The organism is Frankia sp. AgPm24, assembly GCF_023243055.1.
GTDB classification, from domain to species: Bacteria; Actinomycetota; Actinomycetes; order Frankiales; family Frankiaceae; genus Frankia; species Frankia umida.
Map to the genome: position 1 here is coordinate 1 of NZ_JALKFW010000183.1, position 25027 is coordinate 25027.

Annotated in this window: 16 protein-coding genes and 2 pseudogenes; 13 read left to right on the plus strand and 5 right to left on the minus strand. The window is 71.5% G+C overall.

Features of this window, described 5'->3' with window-relative positions:
* Positions 1-73 precede the first annotated feature (73 nt).
* Complete coding sequence (locus MXD61_RS12590) at positions 74-529, minus strand: hypothetical protein (RefSeq protein WP_248813117.1); 456 nt, start codon at positions 527-529, stop codon at positions 74-76.
* 86 nt (positions 530-615) lie between these two features.
* Between MXD61_RS12590 and MXD61_RS12595 the strand changes: the two genes are divergently transcribed.
* The 3 genes from MXD61_RS12595 to MXD61_RS12605 all read left to right on the plus strand — a co-directional run bounded on the left by MXD61_RS12595 (position 616) and on the right by MXD61_RS12605 (position 11727).
* Positions 616-5799 (plus strand): DUF6531 domain-containing protein, encoded by a 5184-nt coding sequence (locus MXD61_RS12595; protein WP_248813119.1) that lies wholly within the window; start codon positions 616-618, stop codon positions 5797-5799.
* Positions 5790-6254 (plus strand): hypothetical protein, encoded by a 465-nt coding sequence (locus tag MXD61_RS12600; RefSeq protein ID WP_248813122.1) that lies wholly within the window; start codon positions 5790-5792, stop codon positions 6252-6254. The genes MXD61_RS12595 and MXD61_RS12600 overlap by 10 nt, the downstream gene beginning before the upstream one ends.
* 697 nt (positions 6255-6951) lie before the next feature.
* Positions 6952-11727 carry an FtsK/SpoIIIE domain-containing protein gene (locus tag MXD61_RS12605; RefSeq protein WP_248813123.1) on the plus strand — a complete coding sequence of 1592 codons (4776 nt, stop codon included), beginning with the start codon at positions 6952-6954 and terminating at the stop codon, positions 11725-11727.
* On the opposite strand, the gene MXD61_RS28465 is transcribed toward MXD61_RS12605, so the two are convergent.
* Entirely contained in the window at positions 11724-13394 is a 1671-nt protein-coding gene (locus tag MXD61_RS28465; RefSeq protein WP_248813125.1) for a GMC family oxidoreductase N-terminal domain-containing protein, read from the minus strand. The two genes, MXD61_RS12605 and MXD61_RS28465, sit on opposite strands and share 4 nt — an antisense overlap.
* Positions 13395-13950: 556 nt before the next feature.
* On the opposite strand from MXD61_RS28465, the gene MXD61_RS28470 reads away from it, so the two are divergent.
* The 3 genes and pseudogenes from MXD61_RS28470 to MXD61_RS28855 form a co-directional block, all read left to right on the plus strand.
* A complete protein-coding gene (locus MXD61_RS28470) occupies positions 13951-14301 on the plus strand; it encodes a hypothetical protein (protein ID WP_248813127.1) in 351 nt (116 codons plus the stop codon).
* Positions 14223-14666, plus strand: a pseudogene (locus MXD61_RS28850) (fumarylacetoacetate hydrolase family protein); the annotation flags it as partial. The gene MXD61_RS28470 and the pseudogene MXD61_RS28850, both read left to right, overlap by 79 nt.
* Before the next feature lie 52 nt (positions 14667-14718).
* A pseudogene (locus MXD61_RS28855) lies at positions 14719-15229 on the plus strand (hypothetical protein); the annotation flags it as partial.
* 186 nt (positions 15230-15415) lie between these two features.
* Here MXD61_RS28855 and MXD61_RS12630 read toward each other — a convergent pair.
* The gene (locus MXD61_RS12630) at positions 15416-16240 is read right to left on the minus strand and encodes a LysR family transcriptional regulator (RefSeq protein ID WP_248813131.1); all 825 of its coding nucleotides are present in this window, start codon (positions 16238-16240) and stop codon (positions 15416-15418) included.
* Positions 16241-16456: 216 nt separating this feature from the next.
* Between MXD61_RS12630 and MXD61_RS12635 the strand changes: the two genes are divergently transcribed.
* From MXD61_RS12635 to MXD61_RS12660, 6 genes are all read left to right on the plus strand, one after another.
* Positions 16457-17737, plus strand: a complete 1281-nt coding sequence (locus MXD61_RS12635; protein ID WP_248813133.1) for an FAD-binding protein — start codon at positions 16457-16459, stop codon at positions 17735-17737.
* 81 nt (positions 17738-17818) lie between these two features.
* Positions 17819-18217: a DoxX family protein gene (locus tag MXD61_RS12640; RefSeq protein WP_374628866.1), complete on the plus strand. Its 399-nt coding sequence runs from the start codon at positions 17819-17821 to the stop codon at positions 18215-18217.
* A gap of 296 nt (positions 18218-18513) precedes the next feature.
* Positions 18514-19269 (plus strand): UbiA family prenyltransferase, encoded by a 756-nt coding sequence (locus tag MXD61_RS12645; protein WP_248813135.1) that lies wholly within the window; start codon positions 18514-18516, stop codon positions 19267-19269.
* Positions 19270-19402: 133 nt separating this feature from the next.
* Positions 19403-20161 carry a class I SAM-dependent methyltransferase gene (locus MXD61_RS12650; protein WP_248813136.1) on the plus strand — a complete coding sequence of 253 codons (759 nt, stop codon included), beginning with the start codon at positions 19403-19405 and terminating at the stop codon, positions 20159-20161.
* Positions 20162-20205: 44 nt separating this feature from the next.
* Complete coding sequence (locus tag MXD61_RS12655) at positions 20206-21462, plus strand: acyl-CoA dehydrogenase family protein (RefSeq protein ID WP_374628868.1); 1257 nt, start codon at positions 20206-20208, stop codon at positions 21460-21462.
* 35 nt (positions 21463-21497) lie between these two features.
* Positions 21498-22544 carry a type III polyketide synthase gene (locus tag MXD61_RS12660; RefSeq protein ID WP_251079861.1) on the plus strand — a complete coding sequence of 349 codons (1047 nt, stop codon included), beginning with the start codon at positions 21498-21500 and terminating at the stop codon, positions 22542-22544.
* A 41-nt stretch (positions 22545-22585) separates the two neighbouring features.
* On the opposite strand, the gene MXD61_RS12665 is transcribed toward MXD61_RS12660, so the two are convergent.
* Positions 22586-23473, minus strand: coding sequence for a universal stress protein (locus MXD61_RS12665; protein WP_248813139.1), 888 nt, complete (start codon positions 23471-23473; stop codon positions 22586-22588).
* Between the two features lie 359 nt (positions 23474-23832).
* Positions 23833-24366, minus strand: coding sequence for a DUF2231 domain-containing protein (locus tag MXD61_RS12670; protein ID WP_248813141.1), 534 nt, complete (start codon positions 24364-24366; stop codon positions 23833-23835).
* Positions 24367-24532: 166 nt separating this feature from the next.
* On the opposite strand from MXD61_RS12670, the gene MXD61_RS12675 reads away from it, so the two are divergent.
* Positions 24533-25018: a BlaI/MecI/CopY family transcriptional regulator gene (locus MXD61_RS12675; protein WP_163549338.1), complete on the plus strand. Its 486-nt coding sequence runs from the start codon at positions 24533-24535 to the stop codon at positions 25016-25018.
* Positions 25019-25027: the final 9 nt, after the last annotated feature.

Here is a 25027-nt window from a genome sequence, read left to right on the forward strand (position 1 = left end):
AACGCCCTACCGGCCGCCGCTTGACATCACTCACCGTGACCAGGCGCCGGAAAGGAACTACTGAGGCGCTGCACTAGCCGTAGACCGGCAGGCAGCCTGTCGCCATGAAGGTGGGCGGCTGCGGCACGGCGAACGGCTCGGGCGCGGAGCCGTAGTCGTCGTCGTCGGCACCGAGGAGCGCATCCTCGACGCGATGGAAGAAGCTGCGGTGCCGCCTTTTCTCGGTGACGTGGTCGGCGTACCGGACTTTCGCCTCCTCGGTCATCGCCTGGCTCCACAGGCTGGCCAGGGTCCGCGCGTCGCCCCGCATCGCGGTACTGAGATTCGTGTCGCTTCCCTGCTCGGTGGTCACGCTGTTGCGGAAATCCGTGGCGTAACGGCCCTGCCAGTGGCGCAGTGCGGTGGTCGCGGCGGTGTCCCGCTTTCCGCGGAACGTGTCGACGTTGTCGGCCAGGCCCCACAGCCGTCGGGCCAGTTCAAGAGCACCGTCGAAGTCGAAGACCACATGCTGGCCGCCGTGCACATCCATGGTGGGCCCCCGATCATCAGTGGACTGTCCGAGGAATTGTAGGGCGCGCGGCAACGTGGCGCTCCCGGCCGGTTGAGAGGATCGTCGTGGCTACCAGTTCCGCGGATCCCGAGGACCTGGGCACCTATGTCACGGATGCCACCGCGGCTCGTACGACGCTGTCGACGGCGGCGGCCGGTGTGCGGGCCTACTACGACGAGGTGGTGGCCCGGTTCGGAGCGCGGTACAGCCTTGAACATCCGGATCTGTGGGCGAAGCTCAGCACGCATCTGGCCGATGCCGAACAGCGGGATCTTTTCGTCGGGACGGTGAAGGACGCGTTCGTCGCCGCGGACCGGGGTTCGGCGGGCACGGCCGCCGGCACGGTCACGGTCGAGGACAGCCGGATCGCCGCCGGGCTGGCGGCGGCCGGTGCCGGCTCGCTGCCGACGACCTCCCTGACCGTGGACGCCCCGCACCTGCTGGCCCACACCCCGGACAGTGGTTTCGCCGCCGATCCGGTGTGTACCGCGAACGGCAACCTCGTCGAACAGGAACTGGATCTTCCGCTGCCGGGTCGGGCGGCGCCGGCCAGCTGGCGGCGGACCTACAACTCCCGCGCCCATGATCGGCCCGGCGCGCATGGCCGTGGCTGGTCGAGCTGGGCCGATGCGGTGCTGGACGTCGGTGAGACACAGATCGAGTGGCACGACCCGGAGGGCGTCCGCGCCGTGGTGGCCCGTCCCGGTGCGGATCGGCCGGCGGAACTGCCGTTGCCGGGCTCGGTCCTGTACGCCGACGGCGCGGGTTTCCGTCTCACCCGTGGGCCGGGGGAGACCTGGTGGTACGACGCGGCCGGCCGTCCGGTGCGGGTGCGGGTCGACCGTTCGGAGCTGCTGCTCACCTGGTCCGACTCCCGGTTGAGGCGGCTGTCGTATCCCCGTTCGGGCCGGTTCCTCGAGCTCGACTGGGACGAGACCCGCGGCCTGATCACGATGGTGCGGGCCAGCGATGGCCGCCAGGTGCGCTACGGCTATGACGAGCACGCCAACCTGGTCGCCGTCGACGGCGGCCCGCAGGGCTCCCGCCGCTACCACTACGCCGACGAGACCAGCACGTCCACCAGCACCGGCTCTGGCCGGGGCCCCCTCGGCGAGATCGTGGACGCCGATGGCGTGGTGCTGGCCCGGACCACCTTCGACGAGGCCGGCCGGGTCCTGACCCAGCTCAGCCCCGAGGGCCGTCTCGTCGAGTTCGCCTACCGGGAGGGTCATCGCACGCTGGTCACCGATGCGGCGGGCGGGGCGATCAACGAGTACCGCCACGACTCCGCGGGCCGGCTGGTGACCGTCATCGACGACGCGGACCGCCCGTTCCGCCGGGTGTTCGACGACGCCGGGCGGCTGCGCGGAATCGAGGAACGTTCCGGCGCCCGCTGGACGATGGACTACGACGACGCGGGCAACCTGATTCACCGGGCCGGGCCGTGCGGCATCAGCGAACGCTGGTCGTGGGACGCCCTGGCCCGCCTGACCAGCCACACCGACCCGCGCGGCTATCGGACCCGCTGGATCTACGCCGGCACCGCCCACACCCCGGTGGAGATCGTCGACGCGGCCGGCGCCCTGACCAGGATCACCGTCAACGACGACGACCTGCCGACCTGCGTCGTCGATCCGGACGGTGTCACCACCCGGTTCCGCTGGGACGACGACGCCCAGCTCATCGACAGGCGGATCACCGGCGGCGGACGGACCAGCCTGCGCTACGACGCGGCCGGCCGGCTCGCCGCGATCACCGGGCCGGCGGGCCAGACCCGCGGCTGGGAATGCGACGACGCCGGACGGGTGGTACGCGAACATGGCCCGGACGGGGCGGGTAGCGCACACCACTACACGCCCGCGGGCCGTCCCGACGGCTACGTCGACCCCGCCGGTGGACGGTGGGCGTCGACGTACGGCCCGCACGGGCGGGTCGAGCAGGTCACCGACCCGTTGGGTTCCACCCTCGGCTTCGCCTACGACCTGTTCGGCAACACCACGCGGATCGTCGCCCCCGACGGCCAGACCTTCCACTTCGACCACGACGGTCTGGGAAGGCTGATCGCCTCACGCGATCCCGCCGGTGCGACGTTCCGCCGCGACTACGACGCCGACGGCCGTCCGACCGTCGAAACCGACGCCGACGGCAACGCCTGGCAGGTCGACCACGACGAGGCCGGACGGCCGACCCGGCGCACCAGCCCGGACGGACGGGCCTGGCAGCGCACCTACGACCCGGCCGGCGCCATCCTCACCGAAACCGACCCCGCCGGTGCCACCACCGGCTACGAGCACGACCCCCGCGGACGGGTCGTGGCCATCACCGACCCCCTCGGCAACCGACGCACCCTGGAATGGACGCCCGCCGGCCGCCTCGCCGCCACCACCACGCCACTGGGCCGCCGTGAGATCTACGGCTACGACCGGGCCGGCCGCTGGGTGCGGACCACCAGCCCGTCCGGGGCACGCACCCTCTACCGCCGCGACGACGCCGGCCGGTTGACCGCCCTGGTCACCCCCGCTGGCCGTGAGACGACCTGGGAGTACGACGCCCACGGCCGGGTCATCGCCATCACCCGGCCGGGCCAGCGGCGCACCACGATCGAACACAACCCGCTCGGTCTCCCGATCACCGTCACCGACGGCACCGGCGCCGCCCGCCGCTACACCTACGACGCCCGCGGCGCCCTGACCAGCGCCACCGACCCCCTCGGCGCCACCACCCGCTACGAACACAACACCCGCGGCCAGCTCGCAGCCTGGACCGACCCCCTCGGCGGCCGCCACCACCTGCACTACGACCAGGTCGGCCGCCAGACCGGGATGACCGACCCGCTCGGCCGCACCACCACGCTCACCCGAGACCACAATGGCCGCGGTCAGACGGTGCGCCATGCGGACGGCACCGGGACGCGCTGCTGGTGGGATTCCGCTGGCCGGCTGACCGGGCGTGGCCTGCCGGACGAGGCGACGCCGCGGCTTCGCTACCTCCACGACGCAGCCGGTCGGCTCACCAGCGTGCAGGCGACGGGGGAAGGAGGTCCCACCGGCTCGCGCGATGTCACGGGTTCGCAAAGCACCATCGGGTCGAAGGACGCAGCGGCCTCGCGGGTCGCTACGAGTCCGGACGTCCAGGTGTCGCTGGAGTACGACCATGCTGGACGGTTGACCTCCCGCACCACCGCCGCGGGCCGGCTCGAATGGGCCTACGACAGCGACGGATGGTGCGTGAGCGTCGGCCGGGCCGGCACCACACCGGTGCGCTACGAGCACGACGACAACGGACGCCTTCGGGCGGTGGCGCATCCGGCGTTGGGCCGCCGCGTCATCGAGCGGGACCTGGACGGGCGAACCGCCACGCGCCCCGGCCGGACCGTGGAACGCGACGGTGCCGGTCGGATCACCCGGGTGGTCGACCCCGGCGGGGAACTGCGGTTCGGCTACGACCTGGCCGGCCAGCTCGTCACGGCGCAGGGGCCGTGGGGCCACTGGGCCTTCACCTGGGATCCAGGGGGACGGCTGATCGCCGAGGACCGCGGCGATCCCGAGGGCGTGATCCGTTCCACCTACGATGCCACCGGTCGCCTGCTTGAACGTCGGGTCGGCGACGCTCCCTCGACGACGTATGGCTACGACGCCACCGGACGGCGGCGAACGGAGGATGGGCCGACCGGCACGGTCCACTACGACTGGGATGCGCTGGGCCGGCTCCGCGGGCGTCGACGGGAGCCAGTCGACCCGCGGGCTGCGGCCCGGTCCGACCGACTCGTGGTGGATGCCCTCGGGGATCCGCTCGAGGTGAACGGCCAGCGTGTGCTCTGGGATTCGGTGGCCTGGCCGGGCCAGGCACACGCCGTGGGCGACCGAACCTACGTCCGGGCCGGGTCCGCCATCGGTGTGGTCGGCATGACCGACGGCGGTGCGACCGGCAGCGGCTCGGGGGCGGCCCGGTCCGCTGGTGGGCACTGGCTCGATCTCGACTGGCAGGGCTCGCCGGCGAAGCACGACCCGTGGGGTCTGCCGATCACGGCAGGCCCCGGTGCCGGCCTGGCTTCCGGCATCGGCCCGGTTGTGGGCGACTCCCGCCATGGTCTCGCGGACGCGCCTGCGGATGCACCGGGCCTGGACGGAGTACTCGGCTACCACGGTGAGCTGGTCCTCGGCGATCTGGTCTGGCAACGCGCACGCGTTCTCGACCCGCAGACCCGTTCTTTTCTGTCGCCTGATCCGCTCGCGAACATTCCCGGCATGCCGGGCCAGGCGAACCCCTACCATCACGCCTGGAACGACCCGGTCGGAATGGTCGACCCGACGGGATTGCGTCCCCTGACCGACGCGGAGTACAACGGCTACCGCAACCAGGCCGGCAGGGGCATGTTCGAGAAAGCCTGGGACAATATCAGGGCGGATCCGTGGGGGAGTCTCGGCGCCGCCGCGGTCATCGGTGCCGGCGTCGGGCTGATGTTCGTGCCGGGCGGCCAGGCGGCCGGTGTCGGAATACTCATCGGCGCCGGCAGCTCAGCCGCACTGGGCCTTGTCACCGGTAATTTCGACCCTCGCACCATCGCCGCCACCGGAATCGCCGGCGGCATCGGTGGCGGTGCTGTCGGTGGTCTCGCAAAATCGGGATTCTCCGCTGTAACGAGCAACGCTGTCGGCGGCGCGGCCCAGGACATCGCCATCCAGGGGGCCAGCCACCCAGGGCACTTCAACTTCGGTGAACTCGCCTTCAGCACCGCCACCGGCGGCCTGGCCGGGCGGTTCGGTACCACTGGGCGGTTCGGTGCCGGGAGCTACGCAGCCCGCAGCGAAAGCCTTATAGCCTCCACCTCCACCTCGATGACCCCGCAGCTCCGTATCTACCGAGGATCCAACCTTATCCTCGACGAATTATCTGTCGACCAGACAGGCTACATCATGAGCGACGCTGCCAGAACATCCTGGGCTGAGACCGATGATATCGGCGCGGCTCTCGTGGCTTCCGAGAAGGCGCACTCTGAGGGTATTGCCACCTGGGGAGGAGAGGCATCCTATGTTGACGCGCACATCGAATTTGGTACTGAAATAAACGCTTTCGGAAAAAAATCAATGATTTCTTTCACGGCCGACCCGGACGTGGCGATGAGATTTGCCGATGGTGGAGCTGTGTATGCAACAACAGTAAATGTTGAAGATGTTATTATAGTGCCTAATTCACCAGACTCGGAGATCCTTGTCCGACACATGATCGGAGTTGAAAGATGGCGATAGTCGGTGCCGATGTCGTGGGGCACGAGGTCGATTACTGGCCGGCTGAAGTCCCCTTTGAAAGTGACGTTGAAGTGCGGAAATACGTGCCGAACGAGGATCTTTACTGGGCATCTCAGGGAAATATAAGAAGGGTTGTCGTAAAATATTTTCATCTTCCGCCGATCTATTATTTGATGCACTGGAACCGAGGCGTCGAACTCGCCGGACTAGACGCGAAAGTTGCAGCGGGCAGGGCGTGCAAGGAGGATTTTTCCGGTGCAATTTTGGCCGAGGTGGTGGGCTATATTTGTCGGTTCTGTGATGCGAGGCTGCGGGCTGCGCTCGCCGATGGTGGTAACCCGATTCTCAGTGATGACATGTCCGTACGTATGAGCACTCACGAGTTTGTCGAGAAATGCCCGGTCTGTCATCATCAGATTATGAGGAATGTCGTCGAATTTCTTCCACGGCTTTGATCGTGATGGCGTTGTATCGAGTCGCTTCAAGGTTGAAATCCAGTGGGGCGGCAGAGGTTGGACGCTGTCAGGTTAGGTGCTGCTCGGACTCCTGGTAGCCGGCCAGAGTGGAGTTCTGTGTGGTAACCCTGATGTAGATGGTAAAATGTCCGGCTGCCTTCTTCTGCTCGCCGATGAAGTGAACCGAAATCACAGATATTTCCTAGAGGGCGGAAGGAAGGTTCATTGCGGCGATAGTTCCAGGGTTTTCCGATTCTGCAGGGTCGGGTGGTGGCGGTGGTGGCAAGGTGTGTAACGCGGAAATTCTTAGGAAGCTGCGAGTGATTCGGGGGAGTGTCTCTTCAGATCGGGTCGGAATCGATGATTCTTACTCGGCCCTTGAGGCTCTGACTTGCTTGCTTGCAAATGTGGCCCGCTCGGACGACCATGCCCTCCATGGCATGGTCAATGATATCGCGATACTTAGATAATAATATCGCGATAATTGGATTTGGTCCTCCGCTCGAGGATCAGAAACTGGCTGTGCTCGAGGTCCTCATAAAAGCGGAAGCAATTGTTGAACGTTACCGCTGAGCTGGAAGCGAGCACCTGTCGCGCGTGATTGCGGCCTGGAGGATGCTCGGTTCGGGTGGCAGAAGGTTGAGGAGATGGTCGCAGCTGATGCGTGGGAGCGGCATGTGACGGGGGCGATCACACGATGATCATCAGGGTGCGGGCGGTCGCGATGGGCGGCGGGGCGTGGGACCTGTCGGTGGAGGTCCGGGCGGACGCGACCGTGCGGGAGCTGGGTACGGCGCTGTTCGGGCCGCTCGGCGAGTTCGGGCTGGTGGTGGAGGGCGAGTCGTTCGGGCCTGAGGTGCCGGTGGCGATCTGCGGGATCGTCGATGGCGTCGAGGTGGCGCCGGCCGAGCCCGTGGCCAGGTACGGCTCCGAGCACCGCAAGGCCCTGGCCGGGCCAGGTGCGGCCAGCCTGCCGGCCGGCGGTGGTTCCGGGTGGGTGCCGACGATCGGGCCGGCCGGCGGCGGTGGTTCCTGGCGGGTGCCGATGATCGAGCTGGAGGGCGGTGGCGTCGTGGCGGCCGGGTCGGCGATGGACCTGTGGGCCCCCGTGCCGCAGCCCCGCGCCGAACTGACCGCTCGCGCCGAGTCGGCCGCTCGCGCCGAACTGGCCGTTGCGCTGCCCAGGGTGGCGTCCACGTCGTACCTCGCGGAGTGGGAACTGGTGGTTGTCACCGGCCCGGGCGCCGGGTCGCGGCTGGCGGTGCCGCGGGGGCAGACGGCGTCGCTGGTCGTCGACCCGTTCGACGGGCCGCTGGTCGAAGTCGGCAGCCATCAGGAGGCGGCGGCCGGGCTCACCGTGGCGGGCGACGAGGTCACCTGCCGGTGGGCGGTCGACGAACTGACCGTGGACGGCGAGACCCCCGCGGACGACCAGGTCCTGCGCCCCGGCGCGGTGCTCGCGATCTGGGGCACCGTCGCGCGCCTGACCCGCGTGGGCGCTGCGGTGACCCGGTCGGGCCAGGCGCTGGGCGCACCGACCAGGCACCGCCCGACCGTGCCGTTCCACCGCACCGCCCGTCCGATGCCGCCGCGGGCGCCGGACGTCGTCGCGCTGCCGCCGACGCCCCGGGAGCCGGGCCGGGCGAGCCCGTTCAACTGGGCGTCCCTGGCCGCGCCGCTGGTCCTCGCCGGCCTGCTGTTCGCCATGACCAGGCAGATGATCTACGCGCTCATGTCCGCGCTGGGCGCGATCATCGTCGTGTTCTCGTTCGTGGAGAGCCGGCTGCGTCGCCGCCGGGAGGTGCGCCGCGGGGCCGCCGAGCAGGCGGCGGAACTCGTCGCGTTCGACACCAGGCTGGACGAGGCGCGACACCAGGAGCTGCGGCGCCGCTGGGATGTCACACCGACGGCCGCCGACTGGGTTCACCTGGCCGACCAGCTGGGTGCGGCCCTGTGGGAGCGCGGTCCCACCGACAGCGACTTTCTGGACGTCTTCGTCGCCGTCGGGCACCTGGACTGGCGTCCACCGGTCGAACGGGGAGACCAGGCCGGCGCTGAGATCAGGCAGCGGGTGGCCCGTTCGGGGGGTCTGGTGTCCGTCCCGCTGACGTTCAGCCTGGACCGCGGCGAGCTCGTGACGCTGCGCGGACCGCGGCCGGACGTGCTGGGCCTGGTTCGCGCGGCGATCTGCCAGGCGTGCTGCGCGCAGGGGCCCGCTCACCTGCGGATCGGCCTGCTGGTCGAGGACACCACCGACTGGGAGTGGCTCAAGTGGCTCCCGCATCTGCGCGACGACACGACCGGGGATCCGCGGGTGCGGTGCATCGACGCCGCCGCCGACCCGCAGCGCGCCTTCGACGAGGCCGCCGCCTGGCTGACCGGCGCCAGCGCCGGCGGCGGTGCGGGCGCCGGTGCGGGCTCCGCCGGCCCGCCGACGCTGCCCCGTCGGCCGGACGGCACGTCCTCCGAGCGGACGCACGCGGTCCGCACCCTGCTGATCGTCGACGGCCCGCGGCTGCGACCCGGATCCAGCCTCGCCTTCCGCCGGGCGCTCGCCGCCGACGCGTCGGCCATCATCGTGGACGCCCCACCCCCCAACCTGACCACCACCCTGATCGAGTTCGGCCCGGACGACACCCTCACCCAGGCCGACATCAGGACCGGTCGGGTCACCTCCGGCGCGCATCCGGCACCGCTCGACGCGGACGACGCCGACCACTGCGCGCGGATGCTGGCACGCCTGGACGATCCGCTGGTCGCCGAGCGCCAGGCGCCGCTGCCGACCCAGGTGCGGCTGGCCGACCTCGTCCCGTTCGATCTGGCGCAGCCGTCCGACCGGCTTGGCGAGGCCATCCGCATGCACTGGGCGATGGCCCGCCGTGACCCCGGCAGCCTCGCGATCGCGGTGGGCCTCGGTGAGGACGGGCCGTTCGAGCTCGACATCGTCCGCCACGGCCCGCATGGCCTGCTCGGTGGTGCGACCGGATCCGGCAAGAGCGAACTGCTGAAGATGATCGTCGTCGGTCTGGCGACCCGGTACTCACCCGACCAGGTGATCATCGGCCTGTTCGACTTCAAGGGCGGCACGTCGTTGCAGGAGCTCACCCGGCTACCGCACTGCGTCGGCCTGGTCAGCGACACCGACCTGCACGAGGCCGCACGGGCCCTGCGCTACCTGCGCACCGAGCTGCTGCGCCGCGAACGGCTGCTGTTCGCCCGCGGCGCGCAGAAGATCGAGCAGATCGCCGACGAACTGCCCCGACTCATCGTGATCATCGACGAGTTCCAGATCCTCGCCGACGAACTCCCCGACGAGCTGGCGACCATCATCGACCTGACCAAACGGGGCCGTTCGCTCGGCGTCCACCTGCTGTTCGCGACGCAGAGTCCCGCCTCGGTGCGCAACTACGACGAGATCAAACGCAACACCCAGCTGCGGATGACCCTCAAGCTCCTCGACGTCGAGGACTCGCTGCGTCTCATCGACCTGCCCGACGCCGCCCGGTTCACCACGTCCGGCCGCGGACTGGCCCGGATCGACAACCGGGTGCTCGCCTTCCAGGCCGGCTATCCCTCCGGCCCCGTCGAGGCCACCAAGGAGGACGCGGTCCGCCTCGCGCCCTTCACGCTGCTGCACGGCCTCGGCTCGGACGGCACCAACCTGGACAGCGCCAGCTCGAGCACCACAGGCCCGGGCAGCGTCAACCTGGGCGCTGCCAACCTGGGCGCTGCCGGCTCGGGCGGAGTGGGCCTGGGCGGCGCGGCCATCGCCGCCATCGGGGCCGGCAGCGGCGCCGGCGGGACGGGCGTCGCAGCAGGTGGGGCAGGTGGGGCAGGTGGAGCGGAGGGAGCGGGCGAGGTCGACGATCGGTCCGAGCTGGGCAGGTTGATCTCCGGCGTGTGGCAGGCCCACCGGTTGGCGTTGGGCTGGCGCCAGGTACGGCCGGTCGCGGACGTCTGGCCGCCGGCGCTGCCCGCCTCGTTGACGTTGGACGAGGTCTGGGCCCGGGCCCGGGCGGGTGAGGTGATCCCCGGAAACCCCGCCGGGCTCGCGGCGTACTTCGCCCGCGGCGACCGTCCCGACGAGTCCGAGCATGCCCGCCAGCCCACTGTCGCCTGGCATCTCGACGCCGGCAACCTGCTGGTCTTCGGTGCTCCGGGTGCCGGCGCCAGCACCGCGCTGACCTCGCTCGCGATCAGTCTCACCGCCGCGCTGCCGCCGACCGAACTGCACCTGTACGTGCTGGACTTCGCCGGCGGCGACCTGCGGGACCTCGCCGGGCTCCAGCACTGCGCCGGCAACGTCATCGTCGGCGACGAGCTGGAACGGCAGGCGAACCTGCTGGCCTTCCTGCGGGCCCGGATCGCCCGGCTGGGGGGTCTGGACGCGCCACGGCGGGCGGCCGAGGCCCAGTCGGTTCTGCTGATCGACAACCTGGGTGGCTTCCTGAACGCGCACGAGTCCGTCACGTCCAAGCAGGGGATCTCGGTACTGGAGGACTTCGCCGCGGTGATCGGCGCGGGGCCCGCGGCCAAGGTGGCGGTCGCCGCGTCCATCGTCGGTACCCGGGTGCGCAGTGAGATCGCCGCCCGCGCACCCCAACGGCTCGTGCTGCGCCTCGCCGACCGTAACGCCTATGGCGATCTCACCATCGGACGGCGGGCGATCCCCCGGGGCGAGCCCGGCCGTGGCCTGTGGACCACCGGCAACGACCTGCTGATGGAGGTCCAGGTGGCGATCCCGGGCATGGTCTCGCCGGCCTCGCCCCCGATCTGGGCGGACGGTGCCAGCGCCGGGGCCGGGCCGCGACGTGTCCGGGCCCTGCCCGCCGTCGTCGAACCGGACGACCTGACGGCGGACGGGGGTGCGCGCCGCGACGGTGACGTGCTGGTGCTTCCGGTCGGCCTCACCGTCGCGGGCGGCGAGGTCGTGCCGGCCTGCCTGGAACTGGCGGAAGCCAGCCCGGCGCTGGTGTACGGCCCGCCCCGCAGCGGCCGGAGCACACTGCTGTGTCGTCTGGCGCGGCTCGCCCGGGCCGGCCTGGGCGACACGGTGGCCATCTACGCGGCGGCCCCCGCGGATTCGCCGCTGACCGGCTGCTCGGCCGTTGACCGGGTCCGGGACCTCGACGCCGCGACCACGCTCGCCCAGCGGGCCGCCGGTGAGGACCGGCCCACGCTGCTGCTGGTCGACGACGTGACCCGACTCGGCGACAGCCTGAACGCCTTCCTCCAGGAACGCCACCCGCGGGTCCGGCTGGTCGTCACCGCGCGCATCGGCGAACTGCGCACCGCCGACTACACGTCGTCGGCGAGCCGGCTCAAGTCGGCGTCCACCCGTCTGGTGCTCGAACCGGAGCCGGGGGAATCCGATCCGATCAGCGGCCGGTACTTCACCTACCCACCGGGCGGACCCGGCCGAGGCCGGGGTTTCCTGCTCTCCGCCAGCGGCACCCGCTTCATCCAGACCTAGCCGGGACGGCCCTGCTCGGCTGGCTGGTCGATGAACGAGGCGATGCGTTCGCCGATCATGATGGCGGTGGCGGCGGGGCCGCGAGACGGGACGGTGGGCAGGATGGACGTGTCGGCCACCCGTAGCCCGCTGATGCCGTGCACGCGGCCCCGCTGGTCGACGACGGCCTCGGGGTCGTCCGCCGCGCCCATCCGGCAGCTGCCACTGGCGTGGATGGCGGTGGCCAGATGCGCCTTCATCCAGGTGTCGAGGGCGTCGTCGTCCTCGAGGGTGAGGCGGTCGAGTTCGCCGAGTTCGCCGAACAGGTCGGCGAACGGATGTGAGGTCAGCAGGTCGACGGTGACGCGCACGACCTCGCGCATCCGGGCGAGGTCGCGTCTGGTCGACAGGTAGTTGTAGTCGATGCGCGGCTGGGCCAGCGGGTCGGCCGAGACCGTGGTGATGGTGCCGCGGGCTTCCGCCTGCTGCAGGGCGATGGCGAGAAACAGTTCGTTGCGGTGCGCGGCCTGCTGGGCGAGCCGCCTGATCGACACCCCGCGCAGCGCGCGCAGCGTGGCCACCGGATGTCGGATCATCCGCGCCGTCGCGGTGTGGTCGCGGCCGACGGCGGCGCCGAGGCCGGCGATGTCGGCCAGCGACCGCAGCGACGGCATGATCTCCAGGTCCTCGCCGTAGGCGGCCGAACCGGAGGGGAAGTTGAGCACCGACTCGAACGCCGGCGACCCGGGCGTGACCGGGGGGATCGGACGCCGGGAGCGCCAGGTGAAGGACAGGTCCGGATGGTCGGTGAACCCCCTGCCCACGGCCGGCAGGTCGAGGATCACCGGGATGCCCGCGGCCTCGAGGTCCGCCCGGGAGCCGATACCGGACAGGGCCAGCAGATGCGGCGACATGATCGCCCCGGCGCTCAGCACCACCTCGCCGGCGGTGATGGTCCGCCGCTGGCCGCCGGTGTCGACCTCGACGCCCACCGCGACACGGTCGCGCAGCACCACGCGCAGGGCCCGGGTGTTCCCCAGCACCTCGAAGTTCGGCCGGTGGCGGGCCGGGTTCACGTAGGTGATCCCGGTGTTGAGCCGGATGCCGTCGACGGCGTTCACGGGCAGCGGGCCGTACCCGGCGGGCTGCTCGCCGTTCTTGTCCGCCTCGTACGGGTAGCCGCGGCTCGCGCAGGCCGCGGCGAACGCCTCGGTCACCGGATGCGGATGGGCGATCTCGCGGGTGACGGTGATCGGCCCGCTCCCACCGTGCAGGTCGGACTCGCCGTACTGGAGATCCCGCTCGAGGCGTCTGTAGAACGGCAGCACCTGCTCGTAGGACCACTCGTCGAGCCCAGCGGCGACCCAGCGGTCGAAGTCGGCCCGGCGCCCACGGATGAAATACGTGCCGTTGAGGGCGGTCGAACCGCCGAGGACCCGGCCCCGGGCCACGGTGTAGGGCAGGTCGGGTGTGAGGTTGGCCAGCAGACCCCAGTTGTTCGGATGCCCGGGCAGCATGGCCGCCATGAGCCCGGAGTCGAGCAGCTCCTTCGGGAAGTCCTCGGTGCTCGGATGGTCACTGCCGGCCTCGACCAGCAGCACCCGGCGGTCGGCGCGTTCACTCAGCCGGCTGGCCAGCACCGCCCCACTGGCCCCCGCACCAACCACGACCACGTCGAACTCCGCCACCCCGCCGCCTCCACCTCATCGCCACCCGGCCACCCGGCCACCCGGCCGCCTGCCCGGCCTGCCCGGCCTGCCCGGCCTGCCCGGCCTGCCCGGCCGGGCCGACCGGTCCGCCGGACCCCCACCGGCCCGCCCGGCCCGACTGTCGTTGCCCAGGCTAGGCCCGCCGCGGCGGTCCATGCCCGGACGTATGGGTTCAGAGCGTTATCCGACGGGCACAGTGTGCGTTGGTGAGGGCTTTCGACGTCGTCCACAGTGGCGCCTCTTCTGACGGAAAGCAGTGGAGAGCGTGGTGTTCTGGAAAGACTGACGGATTTCCCGCCGCACGGTCAGGCCCGCGGTAGAGCCACATTCGCGGCGGAGTCAAGTCCGATGGCCGACCATCATCGACAGCATGGATCACCGGTATTCAAAAAAGAGTTTCCGCTGAAAGAGGTCGTGGACAGATGCTGGAATGGCGACGTCGGGTGTCGCAGTCACAGGGGAGCCGACCTGATCGTGAATTCTGTCCGGACGATCGACCGCCGACCTGCTTGAACGCTGGGACGAGGCCCTCCCGGTGCTCGAGGGGCTGGTCGGCGCGGTCGAGGGCTGGCTGCCGGTGGCCGAGCACCGGGTGCTGAGCCCCGTGGAACCGCGGCAGATCTTCCAGGCGGGGGCCAACTACCGCACACACGTGATCGACGTCGCTGTCGCCCACCACGACCCGTCCGACGGTCGCACGACCGAGCAGGTGCGCGCGGACGCCGCCGCCGAGATGGACACCCGGCTCCAGCACCCGCCCTATGTCTTCCAGGGACTACCGAGGTCTTCCAGGGACTACCGAGCGCGATCTGCGGCCCGTGGGACGACGTCGTCCTGCCTTCGGATGGCCGGCAGCCCGACTGGGAGCTGGAACTGGCCGCGGTGATCGGCCGGCGGGCCCGGCGGGTGAGCCCCGAGAACGCGCTCGACGTGGTCGCCGGGTGGATCATCGTCAACGACCTCGCGTTGCGGGAACGGATTTTCCGCACGGACATACCGGCGCTCGGCGCCGACTGGCTGGCCGCCAAGAACTCGCCGACCTTCCTGCCCACGGGGCCGGTCCTCGTCCCCCGCGCCACCCTGGCGGACCTCGGTGACCTGTGGCTGACCCTGCGACTCAACGGCGAGGTCATGCAGGACGAGTCGACCAAGGACATGATCTTCGACGTGGCCCGTCTCGTCGCGTACTGCTCGACGGTCGCGACGGTACCGCCCGGCGATCTCGTGCTGACCGGCAGCCCGGCGGGCAACGGACTCCCGCGCGGGCGGCTGCTGCGCGCGGGGGACGTCCTGGACTCGACGATCACCGGAGCAGTACGTCGTGCGGCTGCGCAAGGACCGGGACAAGCGCCTCGACCTCGTCTCCTACGGCGCGTGGACGCCCGCGGACGTCGACACGCTGGCCGAACGCCTCGGCCGATCCGGTGTGCGGCGGGTCAACGAGCCCGCCGCCCTGCCGACTGTGGGCGGCGGCCACGGTTTCCGTTTCTTCGACCGAGCTGCGCGGCCTGGACGAGTATCTGCGTGGAACCGGCCGGCTGCTGCGCGCCGGCACCCGGATGATCTGGGGGCCTGGCCGCCACCGCGCCGGCGACAACACCTTCAGCTGTTTCCTCGACCCGTCCGGTAACACGGTCGAGTACACCACCGAGCTGGAACTGCTCAACGAGGACAGCTGGCACCCCGGCGTCTACGACGTCTCCGAGGAGCTCAACCAGGACCAGTGGGGGACGGCGAACCCGTTCGACGACCAGCTCGCCAAGGAGAGCTTCAACGACGTCGACCGCGGCCTCTTCGTCGCCCCACCCGTCTGACGCCACGCCCTGACGGCACGTCTGATGTCACGCCGCCGCGAACACGTCCGGACGCCGCACCGGGGGTCTCAGCCCGTCGCGGCCGTGGCACCCGCCGGGCACTCGGTGCGGGCCGCGGCGAACAGCTGCTGAGGCAGCCACACATGCCCGGGGTTCCGGGCCTGACGGGTGTGCCAGAACGCCGACTCACGCAGCGGCTGGAGGGGCCTCGGGCTCCAGCAGCCGGATCTCCGCCGCCCCGGCGACCCGTCTGGCCAGCCGCCGCGGCAGTACCGCCACGAGGTCGGTGCCCGCGAGGAGGAAGGCCATGGCCACCATGCTGGTGGACGTGGCCGCCACCCGGCGCGGGTAGCCGGCCGCGTCCAGGTCCTGCTCCACGAGGCTGGGCCGGCCATGCGGGACGTACGCGAGCCAGGGGGAGTGGCGCAGCAGGTCGGCGGTGAGACGGTCACCGGCATGGGGATGATCGCGCCACACCACACCGACGAACCGGTCCTCGATGATCGGCATCCGCGAGCAGTCCGGGATCAGGGCCTGGTCGACGATCCGGTCCGGAAGGATCGCGAGGTCGGCCTCGTCCCGGTTGAGCGCCTCCAGGTAGCGCACGCCGACCGGGGAGGCGTCCACCTGCAGGCCCGTGGCCAGTCCGATCAGGCGCGCGATGAGCGGGTGCAGCAGGGTGGTGCTGACGTAGTCGCTGCTGATGGCCGAGAAGTGGCGTGAGTCGGTGGTGGGGTCGAAGGTCGGCGGCTGGACGATGGTCTGCTTGATGGTCGCCAGCACCTCGCGCACGGGCTCGATGAGCGACTGCGCCCGGGGGGTGAGCTCGAGAGAGCGACCGTTACGAAGGAGCAGCTCGTCGCCGAAGACACGCCGAAGCCGGGCCAGCGCCGTGCTGGTCGCCGGCTGGGACAGGTGCAGGCTCTCCGCGGCACGCGTCACGTTCTTCTCCCGTAACAGCGCGTCGAGCACGACCAGCAGGTTGAGATCGATCTGTCCGAGCTTTACCAATCCGGTGGCCCCTTTCCGATAGTGACGGTCACGACCTTGGCGCCTGGTGGACAGTTGTATACCGCTGCTTCCGGGCGGATGGATGGTGACCCGGCGAGAATTGCCCACGGAGCGGGGCGCTGGTTCGCCCACGGCGCCCGGAGCCGTGTCGAAGGCCGCGCCGAAGGCGTGGAGGAGGGCATAACCAAGTTCGCCGGGGAAGGGGAAGGAGACAGCATGTCGGACGGTGCGGGCCTGGAGAAAACGAACTGGGCCGGGAACGTGGTCTTCGGAGCGAGTCGGCGCGTCGCGCCCACGTCCATCGAGGAGCTTCAGGCCGTCGTCGCCGGCTGCGGGCGGGCGCGGCCGGTCGGCACCCGGCATTCCTTCAACACGATCGCGGACACGACCGGCACGCTGATCTCGACGGCCCGGCTGCCCGGTCTGATCCGGGTCGACCCCGGCGCTGGTGAGGTGACCGTGAGCGCCGGAACCCGCTATGCCACCCTCGCCCGTGAACTGCACGCCCAGGGCTTCGCGCTGCCCAACCTCGCCTCGCTGCCGCACATCTCCGTGGCCGGGGCGTGCGCGACCGCGACGCACGGCTCCGGTGACCGCAACGGCAACCTGGCCACCTCCGTCGTCGCCCTCGAGCTGGTCACCGCGACCGGCGACCTGCGCACGCTCCGCCGGGGTGTGGACCCCGACTTCGCCGGTCAGGTCGTCGCGCTCGGCGCACTGGGGGTGGCCGTGGCGGTGACACTCGACCTCGTGCCGACCTTCCAGGTCCGCCAGGACGTCTACCAGGGTCTGACCCGCGCCGCCCTGCTCGACCACGTCGAGGAGATCTTCTCGGCCGCCTACAGCGTCAGCGTCTTCACGGACTGGAGCTCCACGCCGTCCCGGCTGTGGGTCAAGCGGCGCGTCGTCGAGGGGACCGGCGAGGCCGATCCGGCACCGGTGGAGATGTTCGGCGCCCGGGCGGTGCACCATCCGGTGCACCCGGTGCCCGGCCTCGACCCGGTGCACACGACCCCACAGCTCGGGATTCCCGGACCCTGGCACGAACGGCTGCCACATTTCCGACCGGGCTTCACGCCCAGCGCCGGTGACGAGCTGCAGTCGGAGTACTTCGTCGCCCGCGACCACGCCGCCGCCGCGATCGAGGCGATCCACCGGATCGGCGACCGGATCCGCCCCGCCCTGCGGATCAGTGAGCTGCGCACGATCGCCGCCGACGACCTGTGGCTCAGCCCCGCCTATCGCCGTGACGCGATGAGCCTGCACTTCACCTGGCTACCGGACGAGGCCGCCGTCGCCCGCGCGCTGGCCGCGATCGAGCGCCAGCTCGCACCCTTCGACCCCCGGCCGCACTGGGGAAAGGTCTTCACCCTGCCCGCGCGGACCATCCGCGCCAGCTGTCCCCGCGCCGCCGACTTCCTTCAGCTGGCCGAGCGTCACGATCCGACCGGCACCTTCCGCAACCCCTTCCTGGCGCACACTCTGGGCCTGGCCTGACCGATCGCCACGTGCCGGCTCGGCCGTTTCGGGCTCGGCCGGCAGGCGGATGACGCCGCCGGATGGTTCGATACGTCCATGATGAGCGGAGAGTGGCTGACCAGACCGAGTCCTCGGTTTGTGATGGGAGCGTTCCTGGTGAGCGGGGTCGTGCACCTGGTGCGACCCGCGGTGTTCGAGCCGTCCATCCCTCGGGCGTTGCCGAAGCCCCGGGAGATCGTGCAGATCAGTGGCGTCGTCGAGCTGGCCTGTGCCGCCGGGCTCGCGGCCGGCGCGGGCTGGGCCGGCCGGGCGAGCGCCGTGGTGCTGCTCGGGGTGTGGCCGGCGAACCTGCAGATGGCGCTGGACGCCACCACTCAGGCCCGCGACAGCGGCCAGCCGCGGGACATCGTCCGGGCGGCCTTGACATGGGCACGCATGCCCCTGCAGATTCCGATGATCCGCGCCGTCCTCACCCCGCCAGCCCGCATCCCGGCCTGAACAAGCCACGTGGCTCGTCCGAAATCTGATGATGGTCGCGTCGAACGGTGGCTGCTACGCCGGTCCCCGGGGTTCCCGCCGTGTCAGAGCCGGGTGGGACACCCGACGCGTGCGGGTTGGCCAGACGGCGGTGATCGGAAATCATGGCGGGCGTGATGCCAGAGAGATCGCCGGGTCCGGACATCGGGGCACGACTCGTACTCGAGGTTTCCGGGGTCGACGTGCCGGGATGGCCGGGGCTTCGCGGGCAGCTGGCTGCGTTGGTGCGGGCGTGTCATCCGGAGCCGACGGTCGCGGTGACGGTGTTCGCGTCGGCGCTCGCGGTCGCCAGCGGTCGCACGGCCGGCGGGGTCGCCGCGGTGGCCTCGGCGGTGCTGGCCGGTCAGCTCTCGGTCGGCTGGAGCAACGACCTGTTCGACCGGCACCGGGACGCCGCCGGGGAGCGAACGGGCAAGCCCCTGGTCGGCGACGGTCTGGCGCCGCGAACGGTGGCGGTGGCCACGGGGGTGGCGCTGGCCGCTTCCGCGGCCCTGTCGGTGGCCGCGGGCGGGCCGGCCGGGGCCACCCATCTCGTCGCGGTCGCCAGTGCCTGGGGATACAACCTCGGGCTGAAGGCGACCCCGCTGTCCGCCGGCCCCTACGCGGTCTCGTTCGCGCTGCTGCCCGTCTTCGTCGTGCGCGGACGGCCCGACCGGCCGGCGACCCCGCGGTGGCTGCCGCTGGCGGCGGGGCTGCTGGGTGCGGGCGCCCACTTCGCCAATGTCCTTCCCGACCTTGAGGTCGACGCCCGCACCGGGGTGCGCGGCCTGCCACAGCGGCTGGGCGCGACCGGTTCGCGCCGATCCGCCGCGGGGCTGCTCGCGGCCGGCTCCGTGGTGGCCGCGCTCGGCCCGCCGCGCCGTAGCGCCTGGCGGCTGGCCGCGTTGGCCCCGGCCGCGGCGCTGACCGGATTCGTCCTGCGTCGCGAGGACCGGTCGGCGTTTCGCGCCGCGATGGCCGTCGCCGCGATCGACGTCGCGCTCGTCGTCACCGCCGGGCTGCGACCCCGCTGAGGTCCGTGGGTTGTCGGTGATGGGAACTCTTCCCCAGATTCGTTACTCTGCGAGTTGATGCAGGCACATTTTGTGCCGGCGGGAGGCTGGCGCTGCCGTCGGCCGACAGCTGCGACGCCCCCTCGGGAGACCTGTGAACGTTGCCTCGCCGCCACGGCACGAACCACGTCGGCCCAGGAACGATCCCGCGCAGTACGACGACCTCGCCGACGAGTGGTGGCGTCCGCACGGGCGACTCGCCGCACTGCGCTGGCTCGCCCAGGCCAGAGGACGGCTCATCCCGGACCCGCCCCACCCCGGTGCCGCGCTGCTCGACCTCGCCTGTGGCGCCGGCCTGCTCTCGGTGGCGCTCACCGGACGGCTTGCCGGCTGGCGCCATGTCGGCGTCGACCTGTCGGCACCGGCGCTGCGTCAGGCCGCCGGGCACGGCGTGACGGCGATCCGGGCCGACGTGCACCGGCTGCCGTTTCCGGACGGACAGTTCTCCTGCGTCGTCGCCGGCGAGCTGTTCGAGCACCTGGTCGACCTGGACGGTGCCTGCGCGGCCATCGGTCGGGTGCTCGCGCCGGGCGGCACGCTCGTCATCGACACCCTCGCGAACACCCTGTTCTGCCGGCTGGCGCTGGTCCGCATCGCCGAACACCTGCCTGGCGGGCCACCGCCGCGGGTGCACGATCCGAAGCTGCTGGTCGCCCCCGACCGACTGGCCCGGGCACTGGAGCGGGCCGGTATCGAGATGACGCTGGTCGGCGGGCTGCGTCCGTCGCTGGTCGACTACGCCCGCTGGCTCGCCCGCCGCGCCGACTCGGTCCGGATGCTGCCGACCGGCTCCACCGCCGGGGTCTACCAGGCGGTGGGTGTGCGCGCCACGAGCGGCCGGAGCGGCCGGTGAGCACCCGGGCGCCGGCGCCGCGCACCGACGGTGGCAGCGGCGGCATCCTCGGCGTCGACGGCGCGCAGCTGGCCCGCGGGGCCGTCGACGCCATCGCCGCGCGGGCCGGTGCCGCCGACCGGGACGGCGAACTGCCCGCGGCCGACCTCGACGAGCTGCGCGACGCCGGCCTGCTGGGCCTGCTCGTGCCGACCCGGCTCGGCGGGTTCGGCGGTGGCTTCGCAGACTGGGCGGACGCCGCCCGCGTGCTCGCCTCGGCCAGCGGCGCGACCGCGCTGGTGCTGAACATGCACACGTCGGTGGTGGGCGCGCTGGCCCGGACACCGGACGAACTCGCCCGGGCGATGGGCGCTCCGGAGTCGTTCTTCCTGGCCCGCGACCAGCTGCTGGTGCGCGCCGCCGCCGGGGAGTTCATCGCCGTGGCGATGAGCGAGCGGGGTGCGGGCGCCCGACTGTCCGCGTTGGCGACCCGTTACCGGCGCGAGGGCGACGGTTATCGGATCCGCGGGGTCAAGGCGTTCTGCTCGGGTGCGTCGCACGCGGACGTCTTCTTCGTCGCCGCCCGCGCCGCGGAGTCCGACCCGACCGACCCGACCGACCCGACTGCTCCGCTCGACCCGTCCACCTCGGCGGGTCCGTCCGGGCCGGCGATGGTCAGTCACTTTCTCGTGCCCTCTGGTCCCGGGGTGAGCGTCGAACCCAGCTGGGACTCGCTCGGTATGCGGGGCACCGGCAGCCACGACGTGCGCCTCGACGTGTGGGTTCCGGCGCAGGCGCTGGTCGGCGGCGTCGCCGGACTGAGTCTGCTGGTCGCACAGGGAATGCCGCAGTGGCTGGTCGCCTCCTACGCGGCGGTCTACGCCGGCGTCGGCCGGGCCGTGTTCGACGCCGGCGTAGACCACGTCCGTGGCCGGCGTGGCACCGGGAGGCCACCCGGCCTCACCGGGCTGCCCGCCGTGCGGGCCCGGTTCGGGCAGGCCGACGCGGCCCTGGCCGCGCTGGACGCCGTGGTCGACGAGTGCGCGCGCCGGGTCGACGCCGATCCTGGCAGCGACCTGACGAACCGGTGGGTGTGGCGGGCCAAACTGCTCGCCGGGCGCACGGTGCAGGACGTCGCGGCCTCGATCGTCGAGGCCTGCGGGACCGCGGCCACCCGCCGCGGCCACCCGCTGGAACGGCTCTACCGCGACGCCCGCTGCGGCTCGCTGCAACCCGCGACGAGCGATGTCTGCGCGGACTGGCTGGGCCTCGCGGCACTCGGCGGCGACCCGGAGGCCGACGCGAGTGTGGCCCGGTGGTGACCGCGGGGCCCGCCATCACGGCGGTGATCACCGGCATGGGCGCGGCCTTCCCCGGCTCCCTCGACCAGCGGAGCCTGTGGGACGACGTCTTCGAGCACCGCTACCAGGGCGACGCACTGGCCCGCCGGCTGTTCCTCGGCGCCGGCGTGCGCACCCGCCACGGCGTGGTGGATCCGCGTCAGGAGGACATCAGCGCCTGGTCGACGGCGGCCCGGATGCGCCGCTACGTGGCCGAGGCCGGGCCGCTGGGCAGCCAGGCCGTACGGGCCGCCCTGGCGGACGCCGGGATCAGCGCCGCGGAGCTGGGCCTGTTCGTCGTCGTGTCCTGCACCGGATACGCGACACCGGGCCTGGACATCCAGCTCGCCCGCGACCTCGGGATGCCGTCGTCGGTGCGTCGGCTGCTGGTCGGCCACATGGGCTGCTACGCCGCGATCCCGGGCCTGGGGACGGCGGCCGACTTCGTCCGGGCCCGCGGGCTGCCCGCGCTCGTGCTCTGCGTGGAACTGCCCTCCCTGCACGTCCAGCCCGTGCAGGCGCACCGCGACCTGGAACAGGTCGTCGCGCACGCCCTGTTCGGCGACGCCGCCGCGGCGATCGTCGTCATGCCCGACGCCGCCCGCGGCCTGGAGGTGCTCGACACCACGGCCGCGACCACCCCCGCCACCGAGGACCTGATGACCTGGCAGGTCACCGACCACGGCTTCCGGATGGGCCTGTCCCCGCGGGTGCCCGACCTGCTCGCCGCGCACGTCGGGGCGGCGACGGCGGCGCTGCTGGCACCGATCGCCGCGTCGCTCACCGACGTCGAGGGCTGGGCCGTGCATCCCGGTGGTCCGCGCATCATCGACGTCGTCGAGCAGCGCCTCGGTCTGCTGCCGGCGCAGACCGCGGTGACCCGCGACACCCTCGCCGCCCGGGGCAACTGCTCGTCGGGCACCGTACTGCTTGTCCTCGACCAGCTTCGCCGGGACCTCACCCCCGACGCGATCGTCGTCGCGATGGCGTTCGGCCCCGGCCTGACCCTCTGCCTCGCCCTGCTCCGCCACCGCCAGTCCGGAGCCCACCCGGCCCTGCCCTGACGATCCGAGGGCTTTTGCCGGGCGGGGTGGGTCCGGGAGCCTCACGGCTGCTGGGCGTGCAGGACCGCGACAGGGCAGGGGGCGTGCAGGACGCACTGGTGGGCGGTGGAACCGAGGACGAGTTCGGCGAAGCCGCCGTGACCTCGGGTGCCGACGACGAGGAGCTGGGCGTCCTGGGCGGCGAGAAGCAGGGCACGGCTGGCGGAGTCGTCGACGGCGATCAGGTGGAGGTCGAGGTCGAGGTCGTCGTCGAGGGTCGCGGTGACGGTGTCGGCGAGAAGCCGTTCGGCGTCCTGGCGCAGCGAGACGAAGTACTCGGTGGGCGGGGCGAACGGCGCGATGTACACGCGGTAGGCGTTGATCAGGTAGAGCGGGGCCTCGCGTGCGATCGCCTGGTCCGCGGCCCAGCGCACGGCGGCGCAGGAGGAGTCCGAGCCGTCGACACCGACGACGATCGGCCGGCGGTCCGGCTGCTGGCCGGAAGAATCGTCGCCGCGGACCACGACGACCGGTCCGGTGTGCTGGTGCAGCAGCTGGTGCGCGACGGAGCCGGCCAGTACCCGGTGGGCGAAACCTGATCCGCTGGTGCCGATCACGGTCATGGCGGCGTTCTTGGCCTTGTGCACCAGGGCATCCACGGGGTCCTGCTCGACGACGACCTGGCGGAGCTCGATCGGCGGGTCGGGCATCGGCACCCGGGCGATCGTGTGGTGCAGGATCTGCTCGGCGGCCTTGGTCAGCCCCAGGTAGTCGGCGTTGACCGCCGCCTGGTAGACCCCGCGGGGCAGGCCGTCGGCGGTCCAGCCCAGCAGGGCGATGACGGGCCGGTGCTCGAGCTGGGCGGTCGAGTAGGCCCAGCGCAACGCCGCCTCGGATCCGGGGGAACCATCGATACCCACGAGAACGCCCTGTCTGCTTTCCGCGCTCATGCCCACGGCCTCCAGCCCTGTCAATCGCTCGTTACGGTGAACCTGGTGCGGCCCATCATCCGACGGAGCCGGCCGGCCGGCCGAATGGCGAAGGGCACCCTCGGCGTGGGCCCTTCGGCCTGTGCCGATATGTCACTCGTCTGTTTTCGTTCGCCTGCCGTGACCTGGGAGGGCGATCGACGGCAGGTGCGGCCGACAAGTCCGGAAAAGGGAATTCAGGTTTCCTGCCGGGTCGGGACCATGGACCGCTCCCGGGCATACGCGGATGGGAACACCAGAGGTGGACCCTGTGGTCAGGGGGCGGAATGCCGGCCAGTCGTGCGGATGCTCGTGGTCGGAGGCGGTCGGCTCCGGTCGGCTCAGGTGCCGGGTCGGTCCGAGGCGCCGGAGTCGAAGCTGTCGGACCACACGGCCTTCGCTCCGCTCTCACCGATCCGGACGACCTGGATCACCGAGCCCACCGCCGTGACGATGGTGAGCACGGCAATGGTGATCATGATGGCTGTGGGAACCGGTCGCCTGGCGCCCGGACGTTCCTGGCCGTCCAAGCGCTCGGCCGCCGGCGCATGGCGACGCTGCAGCAGCCAGAGCCCGGCCGCCAGGACAAACAGGGCCAGTACCCACGGCAGCAGCGCGTCGCCGAGTTCGGCGTGCCGGCGGACCAGCGGGCTGGAGGGCACCCGAGCCTCAAGCCACTCACCGGCGTGGGTGGTCAGTGGAACGCTGACGAGCCCAACGAGCGCGACCACCGGTGTGGCAGCTCCCAGTCGACGGCGGGCGGTCGGCCACACCGCTGAACAGACGGCGAGGGCCGCGGCCAGCGGCACCACCACCACGACCACGTGCACCAGCAGGGCGTGCGCGGGCAGGCCGCGAATCTCGGTTGGTCCCATGAAAGTCCACCCATCTCCGGCCAGCTCCGGGCGGGAGTCGCTCGGCGAGCCATGCCAGTCCAGCTGCGGCGATGCCGTACCCCACCGGCACGACTTCTACTACTCGAATAGTAATACTACTCGAGTAGTAGAAGACATATGATGAGCCGGTGAGCGGGGAACCCAGATGACGGGCCGGTCCGGCCGGCGGGAGGCGGGACAACTCGAGAACGCCCTGCTCGCGGTCCTGTGGGCGGCGCCGACGGCGCTGAGCTCGGCCCAGGCTCAGCAGGGGCTGCGCGAGCAGGGCCTGGACCTGGCCTACACCAGCGTCGCGACCACCCTGACCCGCCTGCACGCCAAGGGGCTGCTCGAACGGTCCTCGGCTGGCCGCACCTACGTCTACACGCCCAGCGGGCGGGCGGCGCAGGAGGCCGCGGCGCGGATGCGGTCCCTGCTCGGCGGTGGTCGGGCCCGCGCGGTGGTGCTCAGCCATTTCGTCGACGGTCTCGAGCCAGGCGACGAGGCGACACTGCTCGAGCTGCTGCGTCGAGCGGAGGCGGACCCCGGCGACCAGGCGGGCCGGTCTCCCGCACGGCCAGGTGGGGCGGCGGCGGGCGAACACGGCGGGAACGAGCCCCGGCGACCAGATACCCCATCCGACCATTCATGAGGGACGGGC

What these genes read in the sequence shown, in the direction of transcription:
- MXD61_RS12605 (WP_248813123.1), top strand. Translation starts at nt 6,952, where the DNA reads ATGATCATCAGGGTGCGGGCGGTCGCGATGGGCGGCGGGGCGTGGGAC.
- MXD61_RS12640 (WP_374628866.1), top strand. Translation starts at nt 17,819, where the DNA reads ATGAGCGGAGAGTGGCTGACCAGACCGAGTCCTCGGTTTGTGATGGGA.
- MXD61_RS12660 (WP_251079861.1), top strand. Translation starts at nt 21,498, where the DNA reads ATGGGCGCGGCCTTCCCCGGCTCCCTCGACCAGCGGAGCCTGTGGGAC.
- MXD61_RS12675 (WP_163549338.1), top strand. Translation starts at nt 24,533, where the DNA reads ATGACGGGCCGGTCCGGCCGGCGGGAGGCGGGACAACTCGAGAACGCC.
- MXD61_RS12670 (WP_248813141.1), bottom strand. Translation starts at nt 24,366, where the DNA reads ATGGGACCAACCGAGATTCGCGGCCTGCCCGCGCACGCCCTGCTGGTG.
- MXD61_RS12665 (WP_248813139.1), bottom strand. Translation starts at nt 23,473, where the DNA reads ATGAGCGCGGAAAGCAGACAGGGCGTTCTCGTGGGTATCGATGGTTCC.
- MXD61_RS12635 (WP_248813133.1), top strand. Translation starts at nt 16,457, where the DNA reads ATGTCGGACGGTGCGGGCCTGGAGAAAACGAACTGGGCCGGGAACGTG.
- MXD61_RS12590 (WP_248813117.1), bottom strand. Translation starts at nt 529, where the DNA reads ATGGATGTGCACGGCGGCCAGCATGTGGTCTTCGACTTCGACGGTGCT.
- MXD61_RS12600 (WP_248813122.1), top strand. Translation starts at nt 5,790, where the DNA reads ATGGCGATAGTCGGTGCCGATGTCGTGGGGCACGAGGTCGATTACTGG.